The organism is Pseudovibrio denitrificans JCM 12308 (assembly GCF_001310815.1).
GTDB lineage: Bacteria > Pseudomonadota > Alphaproteobacteria > Rhizobiales > Stappiaceae > Pseudovibrio > Pseudovibrio denitrificans.
Map to the genome: position 1 here is coordinate 35,299 of NZ_BAZK01000001.1, position 17,364 is coordinate 52,662.

General features: G+C 50.6%; 15 protein-coding genes and 2 pseudogenes. 8 read left to right on the plus strand and 9 right to left on the minus strand.

Features of this window, described 5'->3' with window-relative positions; translation table 11 throughout:
- The first annotated feature begins 11 nt into the window (after window positions 1–11).
- Complete coding sequence (locus JCM12308_RS00165; protein WP_054782499.1) at window positions 12–899, plus strand: LysR family transcriptional regulator; 888 nt, start codon at window positions 12–14, stop codon at window positions 897–899.
- On the opposite strand, the gene JCM12308_RS00170 is transcribed toward JCM12308_RS00165, so the two are convergent.
- Window positions 896–1,342, minus strand: a complete 447-nt coding sequence (locus tag JCM12308_RS00170) for an Lrp/AsnC family transcriptional regulator (RefSeq protein ID WP_075697437.1) — start codon at window positions 1,340–1,342, stop codon at window positions 896–898. The genes JCM12308_RS00165 and JCM12308_RS00170 overlap by 4 nt on opposite strands.
- Before the next feature lie 148 nt (window positions 1,343–1,490).
- On the opposite strand from JCM12308_RS00170, the pseudogene ocd reads away from it, so the two are divergent.
- Together ocd and ctlX are read left to right on the plus strand one after the other, a co-directional pair.
- Window positions 1,491–2,560, plus strand: a pseudogene (gene ocd / locus JCM12308_RS00175) (ornithine cyclodeaminase).
- Window positions 2,557–3,479, plus strand: a pseudogene (ctlX, locus tag JCM12308_RS00180) (citrulline utilization hydrolase CtlX). Before ocd ends, ctlX begins: the two co-directional pseudogenes overlap by 4 nt.
- Window positions 3,480–3,532: 53 nt before the next feature.
- Here ctlX and JCM12308_RS00185 read toward each other — a convergent pair.
- The 6 genes from JCM12308_RS00185 to JCM12308_RS00210 all read right to left on the minus strand — a co-directional run bounded on the left by JCM12308_RS00185 (window position 3,533) and on the right by JCM12308_RS00210 (window position 9,972).
- The gene (locus JCM12308_RS00185) at window positions 3,533–4,705 is read right to left on the minus strand and encodes an amidohydrolase (protein WP_054782500.1); all 1,173 of its coding nucleotides are present in this window, start codon (window positions 4,703–4,705) and stop codon (window positions 3,533–3,535) included.
- A 124-nt stretch (window positions 4,706–4,829) separates the two neighbouring features.
- Complete coding sequence (locus tag JCM12308_RS00190) at window positions 4,830–5,789, minus strand: EpsG family protein (RefSeq protein ID WP_208978109.1); 960 nt, start codon at window positions 5,787–5,789, stop codon at window positions 4,830–4,832.
- A gap of 95 nt (window positions 5,790–5,884) precedes the next feature.
- Window positions 5,885–6,784, minus strand: coding sequence for an ATP-grasp fold amidoligase family protein (locus tag JCM12308_RS00195; RefSeq protein ID WP_054782502.1), 900 nt, complete (start codon window positions 6,782–6,784; stop codon window positions 5,885–5,887).
- The gene (locus tag JCM12308_RS00200; protein ID WP_054782503.1) at window positions 6,781–8,088 is read right to left on the minus strand and encodes an oligosaccharide flippase family protein; all 1,308 of its coding nucleotides are present in this window, start codon (window positions 8,086–8,088) and stop codon (window positions 6,781–6,783) included. The genes JCM12308_RS00195 and JCM12308_RS00200 overlap by 4 nt, the downstream gene beginning before the upstream one ends.
- A 51-nt stretch (window positions 8,089–8,139) precedes the next feature.
- Window positions 8,140–8,733, minus strand: coding sequence for a polysaccharide biosynthesis/export family protein (locus tag JCM12308_RS00205; protein WP_208608683.1), 594 nt, complete (start codon window positions 8,731–8,733; stop codon window positions 8,140–8,142).
- A 129-nt stretch (window positions 8,734–8,862) separates the two neighbouring features.
- Window positions 8,863–9,972, minus strand: a complete 1,110-nt coding sequence (locus tag JCM12308_RS00210; protein WP_054782505.1) for a glycosyltransferase family 4 protein — start codon at window positions 9,970–9,972, stop codon at window positions 8,863–8,865.
- Between the two features lie 883 nt (window positions 9,973–10,855).
- Here JCM12308_RS00210 and JCM12308_RS00215 point away from each other — a divergent pair.
- From JCM12308_RS00215 to JCM12308_RS00230, 5 genes are all read left to right on the plus strand, one after another.
- The gene (locus JCM12308_RS00215; protein ID WP_008546424.1) at window positions 10,856–11,467 is read left to right on the plus strand and encodes a sugar transferase; all 612 of its coding nucleotides are present in this window, start codon (window positions 10,856–10,858) and stop codon (window positions 11,465–11,467) included.
- Window positions 11,468–11,707: 240 nt separating this feature from the next.
- On the plus strand, window positions 11,708–12,925 hold the full coding sequence (locus JCM12308_RS00220) for an outer membrane beta-barrel protein (RefSeq protein WP_208608684.1): 1,218 nt from the start codon (window positions 11,708–11,710) through the stop codon (window positions 12,923–12,925).
- Window positions 12,926–12,930: 5 nt separating this feature from the next.
- Window positions 12,931–14,571: a GumC family protein gene (locus JCM12308_RS00225; protein ID WP_208978110.1), complete on the plus strand. Its 1,641-nt coding sequence runs from the start codon at window positions 12,931–12,933 to the stop codon at window positions 14,569–14,571.
- Between the two features lie 47 nt (window positions 14,572–14,618).
- The gene (locus JCM12308_RS28565) at window positions 14,619–15,143 is read left to right on the plus strand and encodes a CpsD/CapB family tyrosine-protein kinase (protein ID WP_244271804.1); all 525 of its coding nucleotides are present in this window, start codon (window positions 14,619–14,621) and stop codon (window positions 15,141–15,143) included.
- Between the two features lie 202 nt (window positions 15,144–15,345).
- Window positions 15,346–15,945, plus strand: a complete 600-nt coding sequence (locus JCM12308_RS00230) for a hypothetical protein (RefSeq protein ID WP_208978111.1) — start codon at window positions 15,346–15,348, stop codon at window positions 15,943–15,945.
- Window positions 15,946–16,036: 91 nt separating this feature from the next.
- Here JCM12308_RS00230 and JCM12308_RS28570 read toward each other — a convergent pair whose 3' ends face one another.
- Together JCM12308_RS28570 and JCM12308_RS28575 are read right to left on the minus strand one after the other, a co-directional pair.
- Window positions 16,037–16,648 (minus strand): 2-hydroxychromene-2-carboxylate isomerase, encoded by a 612-nt coding sequence (locus tag JCM12308_RS28570; protein ID WP_208978112.1) that lies wholly within the window; start codon window positions 16,646–16,648, stop codon window positions 16,037–16,039.
- A complete protein-coding gene (locus JCM12308_RS28575) occupies window positions 16,645–17,313 on the minus strand; it encodes a thioredoxin domain-containing protein (RefSeq protein WP_208978113.1) in 669 nt (222 codons plus the stop codon). The genes JCM12308_RS28570 and JCM12308_RS28575 overlap by 4 nt, the downstream gene beginning before the upstream one ends.
- Between the last annotated feature and the right edge of the window lie 51 nt (window positions 17,314–17,364).

The following is a 17,364-nucleotide window of genomic DNA, read 5'->3' on the forward strand; positions in this document are numbered from 1 at the left end:
AAGAACATTAGATGAAACTTCTCAGAAACAATCTCCTGGAAGCATTTTGTGCTGTGGTGGAATGTGGTGGTTTTTCAGAGGCTCAGTTCCGGTTGGGGATCTCACAATCCGCCATCAGTTGCCGGATCCGAGATCTGGAAATTGCACTGGGTTATCGTGTGTGCGAGCGCGGGCGCAGTGGCTTTCAGCTGACCGAGCGCGGCAAGATCGCCTATGAGAAAGCCTGCGAAATCATCCGGATGGTTGAGGACTTTGATGCAGAGCTTTTGGAGCTGCGCGGAACCATCACCGGGCAGTTGCGCATTGGCATCGTGGATACGGTGATCAGCCTACCGGGCTTTCCACTTGTACCTGCGTTGCAGCGGTTCTTTTCAAAGGAAAACGACGTCAATCTGGAGATCGTTGTCGCCTCTCCTAATGATCTGAAAGAAGGCCTGATCACCGGCAGCCTACATATTGCGTTGGCACCCTTTAAGCGCAAGCGGGATGAGCTGGAGTACATCAAGGTCTGCAGCGAGAACCACTTTCTTTATTGTGGCCGCGAGCATGAGCTGTTTGATGCAGGCAAAGATGAGATCTCACCGGAGATCCTGAGCAATCACGCTGTGTGCCAGCGTTCCTACGATATGATTGTGGCGCGCGATGCCAAAACACCTGAGCCCAAAGCAATAGTGACCAACATGGAAGCTGCCGCCGCGCTTATCCTTAGCGGGAAGTTTCTGGGCGTTCTACCAGACCATTATGCTACGCAGTGGGTTGAGACCGGCAATATGCGCTTGCTGGAGCATCCTAACCTGACGTGGACCTCAGAATTCTATGTGGCTTCTCGCAAATCCCAGTCTCACAGACAAGCCGTGGAATGGTTCATCAAAGCCTTGCTGCAGGACGGAGTGATTTAGACGCTTGAGAGGAGGATGCTGGTTTCGCTGTTCATGACGCCTTCAATCAGGCGCACCTCACGCAGCACACGGTCAAACTCTGAGAGGTTTTCGACACGTATGTCTGTAACCAGATCCCACTTTCCACTTGTGGTGTGCAGCACCTGAAGCTCCGGCAATCCGCGAAGCTTTTGAATAACTTGCGAGGTGTTGCGTCCCATCACCTCGATCATCATGACCGCTCTGATTTCGCCGCTGTCATAATCTTCGCGCACTCGGGCGGTAAACCCAAGAAGTGCTCCCGTCTCCAGAAGGCGATCCATACGTGCCTGCACGGTCGCTCTTGAGACACCCATAATCTGAGAAAGTTTTGAAACCGGAGCACGCCCGTCCTGACGCAACAGGCCGATCAGTTGCCTGTCAAGGTCGTCATATATGTGTTTCGCAATCTGGTTTTGCTTCATGCCCCGCCTCAACCCATGGGTTTAACAATAATATAAAAATTACATAGCAATCTGTCAAAAACTATCTTGCATACTTAGCAAGATTTATATGTTTTTTGCAATTTGTACAGTTGATACTAGGGAAACTGTAATTACTTGAGGAAAGCTCATGTCAGCCCCTGCCCCGTCAGAACGTGCATTCGTTCCATTCGTCAGCGTCGACAACATGATGAAACTGGTTCACCGCATTGGCGTTGAAACCATGCTCTCCGGCATTGCCGAGTATGTGGAAGAGGACTTCCGTCGCTGGGAGCTGTTTGACAAGACCCCTCGCGTGGCCTCCCACTCCAAGGAAGGCGTTATCGAACTGATGCCAACCTCTGATGGCGTGACCTACGGCTTCAAGTATGTGAACGGCCACCCAAAGAACACCAAGGAAGGTCTGCAGACTGTGACTGCTTTTGGTCTTCTGGCTGATGTTTACACCGGCTACCCGGTGCTGCTGACCGAGATGACCGTTCTGACCGCTCTGCGCACTGCTGCCACTTCTGCCGTTGTGGCCAAGCATCTGGCTCCAAAGGATGCCCACACCATGGCAATGATCGGCAACGGAGCTCAGTCCGAGTTTCAGGCGCTGGCCATGAAGGAAATCTGCGGCATCAAAACTCTGCGCCTTTATGACATTGATCCGAAAGCGACGGAAAAGCTGATGCGCAATTTGGAAGGTCGTGGTTTGACCTTGCAGCCATGTAAGAGCCCGGAAGAAGCTGCGCTTGGCGCACAGATCATCACCACCTGTACGGCTGACAAGCAGAACGCGACCGTTCTTTCCGACAACATGGTCGGCACCGGTGTGCACATCAACGCGATTGGTGGCGACTGCCCAGGCAAAACCGAGCTTGCCAGCGGCATCCTCTCCCGCTCTGATGTGTTTGTTGAGTATCCACCGCAGACCCGTGTTGAAGGTGAAATTCAGCAGATGCCTGAAGACTTCCCGGTTACTGAAATGTGGAAGGTGATCACCGGACAGGCAGAGGGCCGCACCAGCGATCGTCAGATTACTCTGTTCGATGGCGTTGGCTTTGCAACAGAGGACTTCTCCGCTCTGCGTTATGTTCGCGATCAGCTGGAAGCACTGGCCTTTATCATGATCTGGACATGCTGGCAGACCCAGATGATCCACGTGACCTTTTTGGAATGGTGATGCGCGCCAATCCTGAAGGTGGAGAGACTGCATGAACCGGACTTCAGTTCAGGCCCCAGGTGCTGTTGTGATGGTTCGGCCCCATCACTTCTCAGTCAACGCTGAAACTGCTGCTGACAACGCCTTTCAGGCTGAGATCACAACAGATGCGGATCATGCCAAGCAGGCTTACGACGAGCACTCTGCCATGATTGCGCAGCTGGAAGCTTATGGGGTTCGGGTGCATGTGTTTGAGGGCGACAATCCGGGACTTCCGGATTGCGTCTTCCCGAACAACTGGTTCTCTACCCATGCGGGCGGACATGTGGCCATCTTCCCGATGAAGCAGAAAACCGCCGTTTGGAGCGTCGCCAGGACATTCTTGAGATGCTCAAGAGCAACTACCGTGTGCAGGATGTGATTGATTATTCTGGCCTTGAGCAGGATGGTCTTTATCTGGAAGGTACCGGTGCCATGGTGCTCGATCATATCGACCGGGTGGCCTATGCGGTTGAAAGTGACAGAACCAACCCGATCGCTCTGGAGCGCTTTTGTACGCACTTCAACTTCGAGCCAATGGTGTTCGCGGCGGAAGACGACAAAGGCACCTCCATCTACCACACCAATGTTTTGATGTGCGTTGGAACCAACTTTGCGCTGATCGGCACCGAGATGATCACCGATACCGCACGGCGTGCCGAAGTGGTCTCCCGTCTGCAATCGACTGGGCGTGATGTGATTGAGCTGAGCAATGCACAGGTGTCCTCCTTTGCAGGCAATGCAATCGAACTGATGGGCAAAGACGGACCGCTGCTTGCACTTTCGCAGACGGCTTATGATGTGCTGACGGAAGAACAGCGGGAACGAATTTCAGCTTCTGCAACATTGCTGCCGCTCGCTATTCCAACATTGGAACTGGCCGGAGGTTCCGTGCGCTGCACGATTGCGGGACTACATTTGTCACCGCGTCACTGATGTGAATTTTCATGCCCGCCGCACTAAACCTCGGCGGGCATGAGCTTTAAAGATCAATCATTTAATCCAAGCAGCTGGTCAATCAAAGTGGTGAACATTGCTGTTCCGACTGGGATCAGCTTATCTGGGAAGTCATAGTCCGGATTATGCAGCTGAGGTTGGTTTTCGCCTGAGCCCAAAAAGAACATAGCTGATTTGGCTCCATCCAATCCGAACCGACCAAAATCTTCTGACCATCGCATTGGAAAATCCAGTTCCTTCAGTGCCGCACCATTGTACTTAGCCGCTTTGATGATGTGATCCCGGCTTTCCGGATGGTTGACGCAAGCCAGAAAGATGTCGTGCCAGGAAATGGAGACTTCCAGATCTTTCGTTGCACGCGCAACAGCTTGCTCTGCCCGCGCGACCATGTCATCCATCAAAGCATCACTGATGGAGCGTAGTGTGACGCGCAGCTCGCCAAAGCCCGGCGCTATGCCAAAGGTCGGCTCTCCCAAACGGGCATGGGTTAAGGTGCTGAGCGCAAACTGATCGTTCATTTCCCCGCCAGCACCCAGTTCAGCCAGCACTCCCATGAGCGTTGCCATTGCGGTGGCTGGAGACAGCCCATCTTCCGGAGCTGCCGCATGAGAGCTCTTGCCACGCAGGTTGATCTGCATGCCGCGAGAGGCACAGTTAGCATACTCACGGCATATGCTCACCTCTCCCATCGGGCGGCCCGGCAGGTTATGTAATGAGAATGCAAAATCAGGGCGAAACTCAGCGAACTTTTGGTCCGCAATGACGGCTGGCGCGCCTGCCCCGGTTTCTTCCGCAGGCTGGAACATGAGCAGCACACGGCCCTTTTGCGGTGGATATTTTGCCAGCATATGCGCGACGCCCAGAACCATCACCATATGCCCGTCATGACCGCATAGATGGCCCCTACCCGGAACTTGCGAGCGATAGGGAACCTCAGAGATTTCCTCAATCGGCAGGCCATCCAGCTCACACCGGATCATCACCGTTGGTCCATCAGCAGCCCCTTGGTATTCAGCAATAACACCAAAACCGCCAATCCCACTCACAACACGGTCCGCACCAATCTGCTTCAGCTGCTCCACCACAAACCGCGCCGTCTGCTCTTCTTCCCCAGAGGCTTCCGGCGACATATGCAACGTCTGGCGAACCTTCGTAAGCTCCTCCAGCTGCTCGTCCGACAGAGCCTTAACAGCCGCATCCAACATAAAACATCCTCCCCGAACCCGAGCATCAGCTCAAAGTGTTTTGAGGAAACCTATATCACCTCACCTGCGACGCAACAGATTTTGCTGGCTTGGACTGGGTTATTTGCTGGTTTCGGAGACGTCCTTAAAACTGTGTCATTTTATAAGGCACCCAGTAGTCCGCCAGTTCACTTGTATAGAGCCAATAAAACTGCGTGAGGAATAAATAGGCGCACAGCAGTGATGTCGCGATAAAGCGAAGTGCGTATCCGTGGAGCAGAGATACGAGGAGTGGAAAGAACAGAATTTGAACCGGGAGGAAGTACTTTCCGATGCGATCAATGATGACAGCAGACGGTAGCAGTGGCAACACCATAAGGGAGATCACAGCAGCCCATGCCATGGCGCGCATCACCTTATCCAGTTTTTCGGGAAGATTTGCGTATTTTCCATAGATCAGGAAACCTACCGCTGGTAGAGCATTCAGAAGCAGCCGGATCAACGCCCCCCTTGAGCCTGCTGAAGTTTCGACGTAACGCAGGAAGTAGACCCCTATCTGATCTGCCAGCAGGAACTTCATGAGGATAGCACTGATGCCAAGCACGGCTGGATAAAGCAGTAACCGATTTTTTTGGACAAGAAACAATCCAAAAACGAGACACATGATGCCAGTGCGATGGAACAGAGCGCCTAACACGATGCAACCCATAAACGCCCAAACCCGGTCACGAGCCAGAAGAGCAAGACCAATCAAGATGAAGCCGAGCGTCGTTGTTTGCCGTATGTGATCCATGGCCATGATCGTTACGATATGGGGCATCGCAATGGCCATGGCCAGCCAGGGATAGGGTGTTAGCGCAGCGAACATCATCAGCCCGACAACAAGGACGACTGCGCAAAAGAAAAAGACCGCTGAGATGCCAAAGCCTAATTGAAAGGCAAGCCAGTTTATAAAACTGTATCCAACATCAGTGAAGTCCATCGCTTCGACAAAGGGCAGCTCGGTTATCAGCTTGAAGATGTAGTTGTACTGAATCCAGTCTTTTCCAACTTCAAAACGAAAACCAATAAAGGCGCTTAGTGCGATGGCAAAGGATGCAAGCACGGTCCAGCTCAGGACAGACGTACGCCTGTCAAGAACTGAGAGAATGCTGCCAGAGTAAACAACCCCACTGATGATGACATACGGCCACATAGGTACTAGGCCCTTTGCTCAAATGATCCTATATGCATGTCTCCAGTTTGGCTCGCTTTCACGAACTGCTGGCCCATTTGCAGATCACCCTCTGCTGGAGAGAACCGTCCTGCTCCATTTTCGGGGAAAAAGGTCATTTCGCCCAGTTTGAGACCTGATGGAATGAAGTAAAAATCAACACGGACAAGTCCGAAACCTTTTGACAGCTGGCGAGCTGTTGCCAACGCTTCATCCAGCAAAGCTGGTCTTGGCATTGGAGCTGGATCACGCTCATAAATGGTTGAGTATGGGAGCAGCTGCCAATTGGCATCATAGAGCTGACGGGTATGACGTGTGTGACGGCCATGATCAACCTGGATCACGAATGGTTCCCCATCAGCACAGAAGAACTTGTAGTCCTTTGGGAGACCACCTGTCTCATCACGCAGTACAGGCTCTACAATAATGCGTTTGCGTAGACCTTTGTAGTTCGGCTCGCGGCTTCGCTTGTAGTAATCTTCAGTGAACCAAGTGCGAAACACTTCCATATCTTCCATGGAGAACGCTCTGCCATTTTGAGCAGTCCGGATCACTGCTTTACCGCTTCCATGAGTGGACTTGGCAATCAGTTCTCCTGCAAAGTGGAATGCGTCTATTTCCCACGTATTTTCGAAGACACCCAGAGTTGGAACAATCAAGTGCTCCATACCGATTTCAGTCAGCCAGTTTTTTACTTCGGCTTTATCGGTTACCCGACTTGCCAATGACAGATCACCTTTGAACGCCCATTTCTGCGCGAGGATGTGCTCGTTGAAGCTACGCGGATTACGTGGGTTTGGAAAATATCCCAAACGCTTGCGTGCATTTAGAATTGACAGAGCGTTGTCCCAGAAATGTCCGGTTGGGAGGAAGTTTTGTAACTTCATGGTTTTTGCTCCTGAAGGCGTGGTGAAAGTGTAAGAAAGGATAGTTGCCAGACATCGCAGGCTAACCAGCGGAGCCCGAGGGACCACGTGACAATGGCGGTTGAGGTTGCAATTGCAGCACCGTTGATGCCCAGGTACGGGATCAGTGAGGCATTTGCGATGACTGACAGAACACCGGCAGCAAAGAAGATCCAGGCCGTTCGTTTCTGATGCCCCTGCATGTAAAGCGCCTGCATGGTTGCACCATTTACAGCGACGGCAAGATTAGCGGTGCACAGGACGAGCATGACCGGATAGGCTTCCAGATATTCTGGACCAGCCAATTGCCTGATGACCTCATCCCCCCACAGCGCCAGTGAGATCAATGCAAGCCCGCCAAATGCGACTGAGAACAATACGCTTTTGCGCAGGTAACCTGAGATTTTGGATGATGCTGCGGTTTTATCTGCTGTTGCGAGGTATGGTGCATACAGATGGCCAATAGCCTGCATTCCAAATGTGACGAGCACTGAGGCTTGAGCTGCTATTCGGTAGATACCGGCTTCCTTTTCGCCAGCAAGCGTTCCCAGAAGGATGGTGTCGATTTGACGATTGAAGATGAGAAGCCCGGTTACAATGGCGAATGGTGCGACGAGGCTAAGCCATTCGGTGCCATTCATTGATGAACCGTCGTGTTGAGAGAACAGTGAGCGAAGGTAAGGCCATGTGAGTGTGATGCTCAAAATAGTAATTGCTGCACCGGCTCCGATGTAAATATATACAGCGTAGGCCCATCCCTCAGCGCGCATTTGCTCTGTTAAAAGAAACGCAACGACGAGTACCAAGAGCGGCACGAGAACAGTGCCGACAAGGATAGCTGCATTTGGGCGAAAGCTGCCGCGTAGAACACCCTCCATCAGGCCTGTCACACACAGGAGTGGCAGCACCAAAGAGAATACCGCAACGCTCGCAATAAACACGTTCTCACTATCGCTCATCATCACGGCCCCCCAAAGAGCCATGATGATTGCAGATGCGTAGATCAATGATAGGCGTATGCCTGTCTTCAAAAGTGGTGAGGCTTGCGCTGCCCCATTCCCTTCCCGAGCGATCGCCACGTGTTTGGTGATCAATGTTGAAGCGCCATTCTTGATCGGAATCGCCAATAACATGATTGTTGCCAAACCAAAGGCGAACACGCCAAACTCTGCGGGCCCAAGAATACGCGCCAGATAGATCGTCATGGCCGCGCCTGCCAGTGCCTCAGTTCCTTTAAGAACGAGTACTTTAATGCCGGCAGCATGTCTGAGCAGACGCGAAATCATAGATGCATCCCTTTACGGCTTTTCTGATAGTTCACTGAAGCTTGCACGAAACTAGAAGTATCTCTCTGGAATGCGGATGCTATCACCCGGACGCAGGTAAAGGCGGGCACCCGTTAGCTTTACGGGAACCTCGTAATTGCTTCCCACCGGACGGATGAAAATGCTCGATGTATTTGCGCGGTAGGAGTAGCCGCCAGCAACAGCAATTGCATCTTGCAGGGTTAATCCATTTTTGTAGGAGTATTCACCCGGGCGAGCCACCTCACCCTGGATAAAGAACGGACGGGAACTCAGCACTTCCAAGCTTACGCGCGGCTCCTTGAGATAACCATCCTTAAGGGCGGCTACGATGCGGCTCTCCAGCTCTTTCACACTGCTGTTGTTGGCTGAAATATCGCCAATGAGTGGCAGATCGAGTTTGCCCTGATCATCAACCACAAACTCACCTGACAGGTCGGGCTCCCCAAACACCATAACGCGGAGCTTGTCACTCGGGCCAAGGCGATAAGCTTCGGGCTGAGAAAAGATGCGGTCAGAAGTTATCTGGTTTTGCGCTTCCTGCCCTGCAAACTCACCTGAAGCGCAGCCCTGCAAGAGACCGAGGATGAAGAGACTTGTTAAGCCATTGAGCCATTTTTGCTTCACACCATTTCCCTTTTCTTTTGTCCCACCCCTCTTCACTGAAGAGATCATCGAACGTGCGATCTACGCATCCTGTGAAGAGTAACTCTACGAGTTTTCTATGTGATCTGACCCTATTCAGTTCAGACTGCCTTATGAGGCTTGCTGCAGAACCGAGGTGTAGTGATTGATAACGATCCGCTCATCGAACGTTTGCTCAGCCTTTCTTCGTGAGGCCGTGCCCATTTCATTCACTGCGGCTTCACTCATCAGAAGAAATTGCCGCATGGCGGTTTCGATTGATTGGCCGCTTCTTGGCTTACAAAGAAAACCGTTTTGCCCTTCATCGACCACATCCTTACATCCCGGCATGGTTGTGGTAATGATCGGGCGCCCCATCGCGGCAGCTTCAAGCAATGACCTGGGAGTACCTTCCCGATAATAGGATGGCAGCACCACACAATCTGCGTCGGCCACAACAGGTCGTACATCTTTAACCGGCCCGCGATACTCAACTACACCATCGGCTGTTAGCCTCTTTATGTCAGCTTCATCTAATCCGCCTGCCTTTCCGGAGCCTGACGGGCCTAGCAGGACGAAACGGGCATCTGGAAAGTTGGGAGCTAACGCACGTGCAGCTTCAACAAACTCCAAGACCCCCTTCTCTTTCAACATTCTAGCGACAAGAGTGAACGTTCTTTGACTGCCAGCGCCAGGCAATGCTGTGATCTGGAAGTTTGTGAGATCCACACCTGAACCGGGTAACAAGCATGCTTGTTGTTTTGTAATGAGGCCGCTTCTTACGAAGTAAGCCAAGTCCTCAGGGTTTTGAAGGAAAACACGGGGACAGCGCCGGAAGGCCGTTTTGTAAAGTGTCTTGATCAGACGCGCGAACAAGTCATCACGATCAAAAACACTACCCATTCCTGTGATATTGGGAATGAATGGCACACCAAGCAAACGAGAAGACATTGCGCCATAGATGTTCGGCTTAATCGTGAAGCCAAGCGCAGCATCAGGCTTATGCCTTCTTGTAATTTCAAAAATCCGCAGCAACAACTTTAGCTCTGCAACAACAGAAGTCCCTGTGGCATCCATAGGAAGCTCAACATAGGTCACTCCCATTTTTTGAAATTCAGGCGTGTACTCATCACGCGGAGTGGCAGCGATAAGCTCATGCCCTTCTCGCTGTAGTTGTTGAAGTAAAGAACGCCGGAAGTTGATTAGTTTAAAGCTACTATTAGCAACAAGAAGTATTCGCATGTGTCTTGGTCGATCAAGTAAACTAGATATGGTGATCGAACTCAATTGCTATAATACCGCACTCTCTCAAGCCAACGGCCTCTCTCACAGCAATGAGACATGATCCAAATGAGACTGGTGAACAGCCTCCGCTATTGTTGCCTTTAGTTTAAACTTTTACTCACTTACCCCAGTGATCATCTAACATTCATAGCAACCTGAAGGGTAATATTTCGACACACACAAGCAAGTCAATCCAATAAAGCAAAAACAATAAGTATTATGAGGATTATTGGAATTGATATCTAACTTAATAAATTGCCATTACTATTTCATTATAATTATATTCAATTACACGCCGATAAATACAATCAACCATACCAGATTAAGTTAACTACATATAACTATACACTAATCAAAACTTCAATTGCGTAGTCCTCCCCCCCTCTGAAATCAAATTGAGAAATCAAATTTTTCAGAGCTATTATTGGCTGAAATCAGCCAATAATAGCCAGTTATAGATATAAAGAATTTTAGTGAATTTTAATGAAACAATACGCCCTTTCATTAAAGTATATATTAGTTAAAATATTTATAGAATCCCATATTAAGATAGTTAAACTATTATATGTAGTTTTATAAATTAAGTTATGTGACTATCTATATTTATTTCGTTGACTTTATTACTTGGAATCAAATACCTAGCCCAACTGAAATCAGATTGGCATTGGTGAGATTTCTATGAAAAATCTAATCAATACAACTGCCACATAGGATTTCTGTTGCGTTAAATCGCAACCTGTTCGTGAGGTGGCTCTTCTGAGGGTGTTGGGGGCTTGCTCAAATTGAGACCATGACGGAGTGAAGTAATTCGCGCCGTGAGTGACAGTAGTTGAAATGCACCATGATTAGAATATTCGATATAGTCTTTAGTTTTGCTGTCTTGCTGCTTGTATCACCTCTGATGATTATCGCAGCTATTTTGGTGCGCACGAGACTCGGAAGCCCTATTATCTTCAAGCAAGACCGTGCCGGGCTGAACGGCGACGTGTTCCAGATCTACAAGTTTCGCAGCATGTCCGATGCGCGCGATGCACATGGAAACCTTCTGCCAGACGATCAACGCCTCACAACATTTGGACGCATTTTGCGTGCGACAAGTGTCGATGAGTTGCCAGGCTTCCTGAATGTTCTCAAGGGTGAGATGTCTGTTGTTGGTCCCCGCCCACAGCATGCTGGTTTTCTGAAGCATTACTCCAAGCGTCAGATGATGCGTCATTTTGTGAAGCCAGGCATCACCGGTTGGGCTCAAGTGAATGGGCGCAACAGCATCGACTGGGATTCTCGCTTTGAACTGGATGTCTGGTACGTGGAGAACAAGAGCTTCTGGCTCGATATGAAAATCATCTTCATGACTATGGTCATCGTTCTAAAGCGTGAAGGCATCAGCGCAGCGGGGCATGCAACCATGCCAGAGTTTCGGGGAAGCCAACTCTCAGTGCAGCAAAAGGACTAGGCTTCGACGCATGAGCTGAAGCAGAGCTGTTCGAAAACCGAGAGATGCTGCCACTGCACATTGTGTAGATGGCAGCAAACCATTTTCGAAGTTCTCAAGTCCCTCAGCACCTCTCTTGCATGAAATTTCCTGAGCACGACAGTCAAGACTGCGTTCCTCCCTTTTGACACAGAGTTTGAAATAGTCACGGAAAATGAGTTTCTCCCAATGCGCAGCTTAAAGTTCATTTTGGCAACTTGCATGGCCGGTTCTGCTTTCGAGACAGCAACCGCTTCGGATCTTTCGGAGGCTTTGCTGCAAAACGCCGGAGGATACGGCCTTAAGTCTCATCCAGAGTACAACGCCAAAGGCATTCGGCACGCCAACTGGATTTTCATGCCCTCCCTCACCTCCGGCCTCTACTTTGACAGCAATCTCTATAAGACCAGAAGGTCTGCAGATAGTAGCATGGTTGGTCTATTTGCTCCTTCACTGTCCATTAGCTCAGAGATCTCTCGTCATCGGTTTCGTGTAAACCTATCAGGCCAGAAAAAGCATGCTTTTTCAAAACCGAACGCCTCCACCTTGTCTGGCCGCGTTTCTACAGGCGCGAGATTGGAAGTTCTCAGAGACTTTACGCTGGATCTGGGCGCTGGCATGGAAGCAAGACAGTATGAACTGGGTGAAGCCGATACGTCTTCGGATGCCAAACACGGCATTCGACGGGAAGCTTACTCTGCGACGGCTCGTATATCCAAAGTTTTCAATCGTCTGAGGTTCATCGGCGGAGGTACAGTCAGTCACTTTAACTATCATGACGTTGAAGCAAGAGACGGCAGCATCATCGATCAGGATACGCGCGATGGCACGCGATATAGTCTGATTGGCAAAGTGAACTACGCTTTCTCGCCTGGACTGAGTACCTTTGTGAGTGCGGAATACAACGCACGCAATTGGAAAGCTTCTGGGGAAGATAATCGAGATTCAAGCGGCTTTGAGGTTCTGGCAGGGCTGGAAGTTGATAAACGCGGCAACTTCCATGGCGCTGCAGGTATTGGGTATCTCAATCAAAATTATCAGTTGGGTAGCCGCGGAGATATCTCCACCTACTCCTTCAATGTGGACATGCAATGGATGCCCTCTCCGCTTTTGGTTGTAAAAGTCAAAGGGCGACAAGCCGTCGAAGAAAGCTCACTTGATGGACAGGTTAGCAAGCTCACTTCGAATGCCAGGCTGTCATTGGATTACGAACTCCGTCGCAACCTCATCCTTTCACCGCTTCTTTCTTTCAATCGTGAAAACTACACCGGCTCGGATCGTCGCGACAACACCTTCCGTGCACGACTGGAAGCAAAACATCTTATCAATCGCAACCTGAAATTCGGTGCCTACTATGACTTTGAAACACGCAAGTCATCTGAAGCTGACAACAGCTACGACCGGCATCTGATAGGGATAACCGCAAAAGTAGAGTATTGAGAGTCATGCAAAACTCCCTGGCATCGAATGCCCCGACAGAAGATATTATCAATCTTCGCCTGGCCTTTCAGTATGTACGCAAGTATTGGTCACTGATCCTTGGTGTTACCGGGTTTGTGACAGTGCTCGGCCTCACCTTTGCGTTTCTTGCAGCGCCTAAATATACGGCTGTAACCTCCGTTTACATCGAAACGCGTGCATCTAATGTGGTTGACGTGAAAGCTGTTCTTAGCGGCTTTGGCTCTGACAACAAGTTGCTGCAAAGCCAGATCGAGATTATCGGATCGAATGCGGTTGCCAAACGCGTGATTGCAGAAAACGATCTTGAGAACTCGCCAGCTTTTCAATCAAAGCCTTCTTTGTTGTCGGAAGTCTTTACGAAAGTGACAGGTGAGCCGCCAGCTACGGTCAGCCTTGAGCAGCGTGTGCTTGATGGCCTTCACGTGACTTTGAACCGTAATACAACCGTGGTTGATCTTTCCTACCGGGCACATTCTCCTGAGATGGCTGCTCAGCTTGCTAACGCGTTTGCTGAGGCTTATCTAGCGGATCGTCTTGCTACCAAATACGATGCCATTCGTCAGGCCAGTGAATGGCTTAGCATTCGTTTGTCCGAGCTAGGTGTTAAGGTTCGCAGCTCGGAACAGGCTGTTGAACAGTTCAGAAACGAGTTCAACCTTCAGGTTGCTGGTGGCGGTACTATCAACGAAAAGCAGATCGCAGCACTGAACCAGCAACTCGTCTATGCCCGGACAAAAACTGCTGAAGCTCAGGCGCGGGTTGATCAGATTGATAAAGTGCTGGTGCGTGGCGGTTCCACTTCTTCCTTTGCCGATGCCGCCCAATCTGCCGTTATTACACAACTGCGCGCGAAAGCTTCTGAAGTTGAACGGAAGGAAGCAGCGCTCACAGTGAAATACAGCCATAAGCATCCATCTGTGGTCAGTGTTCGCTCACAGCTGAAAGACCTTCGGGACCAGATCGAGAAAGAGCTCCAGCGTATTGTTGATACGGCGCAGAATGAGCTGGCTGTTGCTAAACGTCGTGAAGCTTCCATTTCCGACAGTCTTGAGCAACTGCGTGATGTCACCAACTCAGAAAACCATGCTCAGGTTTACCTGCGTGAGTTGATCCGTGAAGCCCATGCAAATAGAACTCTATATGAGTCCTTCCTTGCACGACTGAAAGAAACACAAGAGTTCGAGAAAATGAACTCTGTCAGTAGCCGCGTGCTCAGCCCGGCTGAGGTTCCAAGCATTGCAAGCTTCCCAAACAAGAAGCTTTTCCTGCTGGTCTCTGCTGTTGTGGGCCTCATTCTGGGGACCGCTCTTGCCCTTCTGATCGAGCAGTTTGACAACACACTGAAATCCAAAAGAGATGTCGAACGCCGTCTCGGCCTTCCTCTCTTCTCTCAGGTGCCGCTGATTGAAGGTTATGCGTCGACTTCATCGCTCCGATCATTTTTCGGATGGCTGTTTGGCAAAGGTTTGGTGAGATCAAAAACTGCCGGCAATGATGACGCCACGCGGTCTGAGGTCGCGCAGTTTGCATCTGAGAACCCTTTGAGCCACTACGCTGAGTCAATTCGTGCTCTGCGATCCTCCGTTAAGTTTGCGAGGATGGATGATCCTATCAAGCACTGCTGATCACCTCAGCGATCCCGGGTGAAGGAAAGTCTACGATCTCCCGCAATCTGGCTCACTACGCGGCGAAAGCGGGAGAACGGGTGTTGTTTATTGATGCAGATATGCGCAGACAGCTGACCTCCGAGACTCAGGGAGATTCAAGCGAGAAGAATCTGGCTGATGTCCTGACAGGCAAAGTGACTATTGCGGATGCCGTAAAACACAAGGAAGGGTCAAACTTTTACGCGCTTCCAGCTCCAAATCATCGTGAACTTTGGGAGACAGCTGAGCTTCTGTCCTCTCAAGCGATGAAAACGCTTTTGGAAGGTGCTCGTAAGAGCTTTGACCTCATTGTGATTGATAGCCCGCCCGTCATTCCACTGATTGATAGCCGCGTACTGTCTCATGTTGTCGATGGCACTATTTTGGTTGCTTCGTGGAACCATACGGATGGTGGACTTGTTGAGCAGGCAAAGGAGTTGCTTGATCAGACTCCGGGTAAGACGCTTGGTGTGGTGTTGAACAACTTTGATGTCAGCAAAGCACGGCTCAACAAGCATCAGGCTTCCTACGGGTATGGCTATTATAAGTGATTGCTCCGTGAGCTTTGAGTTTTGAGAGATGCCTCCACGATCTTCCTGAGAATGATCATGGAGGCGTTTTCATTTTGGGGGGTCGATTTATCAGTGCGTTACTCAGCGAACCTGAGCACCTGTGCGATGTTGCGCATTGCATCAGCCGTTGATCGTGGGGTAGGAAGCGGCATGCTTCGCTCTTACGATCAGGAAACGCACTTTGTCTGAACAAGTCGAAATCGCTGCCAGAACGCTGGCTGATCTTTTTGATACTTCCAGCCCGCTTTTGCCAATGGCAAGTGGATCTCCCAAAGCGTTTGCGAATGGGTTGGATGAAGCGCGGAAGCTTATTGAAGAGCGCTTTAATGCGCTGAGTGAGCTGACTGTCCTGCTGAACGGTGAGAGCGAGAAAAGCGATGCGGTGCAAGGTGCTGCGATTGATTTGTTCCAGTGCTCAGGTTTCTTTTATCTTGCGTTGATGCAGTACTCTGAAAACCTGCCGAACTCACTGTTGATGGCGGGATATGATATCTCTGTGGGGCGCATGCCTCCGGTGGTTTCCAAAGCCTTGAAGCGTGTTTCATTTGCCATGAAGAGTGCGATTGCTGAGGACATCACCTTCATGTGCCCTCACCTTTCCAACATGACTGACCAGAAAGAGTATGAAGGTCGTGCACAGGTCATCCTGGATAAGGTATTGGCGCAAGCGATTGCACGGACGGAGCATGCTGTTTCAGCTTTGCAGGAAAATGAGAAGCTAGATGCTACGAGCCTACAGCGGAAGACAAAGCACTACGCACACGCTGTGAGACGGTTGTAGAGCTGCTTGCCAAGCTGAGCCAACATTCTGCAAATCCACGAGATCTTGCCGTGCGCATCAATGCGTTTAAGGATTATCTGGGTTAAGGCTGTCAGCTAACGATGGGTGTCGTGGTGTGCTGCAAAGCGGCCTCGACAGCCCACAGGCGATCTTGCCCCCAGATTGCGGCGGTACCGACACGATAGCTCGGCACGCCCCAGAGACCGAGAGCTGTCAGATCTTCCCGGTTCTTTTCTACCTGCACACGCCAGTCATCGTTGTCGACAATGATGCGGGCCTTGCTCCAATCCAGTCCAGCTGTTTCTACAATCTTCGCCAATCCCATGTCGGTGCCCGCATCAACTCCTTTGGACCAAACACTTGTCATGAAGGCACTGCAGTATTCTCTGAGGCGTCCCTCTTCTTCCGCATACTGCAGCAGAGAGTAGCCACGTTCGATCGGGCGTCCTAGAGGATCACAAATTCGACCAAACGGGATGCCGTGGTAGCGGGCTTCGCGAGCAGCATCCATGAGGATGTACTTTCGCTTGGCCGGTGGTACTGGCAGGCCACGCATGACCATGGGCAGTACGGGGCGAATGTTAAGTTTGACTCCCAACCGATCGCTGAGTTCGCATGTTCTGTTGAAGGCGAGATAAGAATATGGGCTTCGGAAAGATAGGAAGAGATCTATTTCATTGCAGGAAATCCTGGCATCACTCACGCTTGATCCGGACCGTTTTTTCGGTCACTGGAAGGCGCTGGCCCTAAGCCGAGCTGTTGCAGGCGCTCTTCCAAATAATGGAGTCGATCAACGCCCCAGTACCATTCTCCTCCATAGTAGAATGTGGCGCCGAGGTAATGGCCGAGTTTTTCAAGCAAGGCATCTCCCTGCGCCTTTACAGCTTCTACATTCACTTCAGAGACCGGTGCAATTTCGTTGTTTGACCACAACGCGTTACTGATGTCCTGCAGCTTCCCGATATCCATGCCCGCATTGAGGCAAGCTGCCATTGCAGCTTCAGCTTGGGCGATACGTTCCGCACTGGGCGCTTTTTGAGAGACCCCAGATAATCCCAAATGCACGGCGAGCTGGTTGGCGTCCTTGAGAGCATATGCATCCAAGCCTGCCCGATCTGGTGTTGCCCATGCAGGTGGGCCTGAGATGAGGTGGATCGTCAGCTTGATTTTGTAGCTCTGTTGGAACCCTGATAGCTTTTGAAGGGTCAGGTGTGAGTATGGGTCAGACACATGATGGAAGTAATGAACCTCATGAGGACGACTCTGACGTTTTCGCTGCTTCTCAAAAGCCTCACGTTTTCTGCGTAATCTGGTTTCACTTGTAATGTATTCCGCAATTCTGGATTTAATCGCTGAGCGAAATGACATGCAGATTACTCCCCACGCTTACAGGCTAGCTCCTCAGATTTTTCCAGCTTA

Coding starts and splice junctions, on each gene's coding strand:
- JCM12308_RS28575 (WP_208978113.1), bottom strand. CDS start 17,313: ATGTCATTTCGCTCAGCGATTAAATCCAGAATTGCGGAATACATTACA.
- JCM12308_RS00185 (WP_054782500.1), bottom strand. CDS start 4,705: ATGTTGGATGCGGCTGTTAAGGCTCTGTCGGACGAGCAGCTGGAGGAG.
- JCM12308_RS00220 (WP_208608684.1), top strand. CDS start 11,708: ATGGCCGGTTCTGCTTTCGAGACAGCAACCGCTTCGGATCTTTCGGAG.
- JCM12308_RS00210 (WP_054782505.1), bottom strand. CDS start 9,972: ATGCGAATACTTCTTGTTGCTAATAGTAGCTTTAAACTAATCAACTTC.
- JCM12308_RS00165 (WP_054782499.1), top strand. CDS start 12: ATGAAACTTCTCAGAAACAATCTCCTGGAAGCATTTTGTGCTGTGGTG.
- JCM12308_RS00215 (WP_008546424.1), top strand. CDS start 10,856: ATGATTAGAATATTCGATATAGTCTTTAGTTTTGCTGTCTTGCTGCTT.
- JCM12308_RS00225 (WP_208978110.1), top strand. CDS start 12,931: ATGCAAAACTCCCTGGCATCGAATGCCCCGACAGAAGATATTATCAAT.
- JCM12308_RS00170 (WP_075697437.1), bottom strand. CDS start 1,342: ATGAAGCAAAACCAGATTGCGAAACACATATATGACGACCTTGACAGG.
- JCM12308_RS00200 (WP_054782503.1), bottom strand. CDS start 8,088: ATGATTTCGCGTCTGCTCAGACATGCTGCCGGCATTAAAGTACTCGTT.
- JCM12308_RS00195 (WP_054782502.1), bottom strand. CDS start 6,784: ATGAAGTTACAAAACTTCCTCCCAACCGGACATTTCTGGGACAACGCT.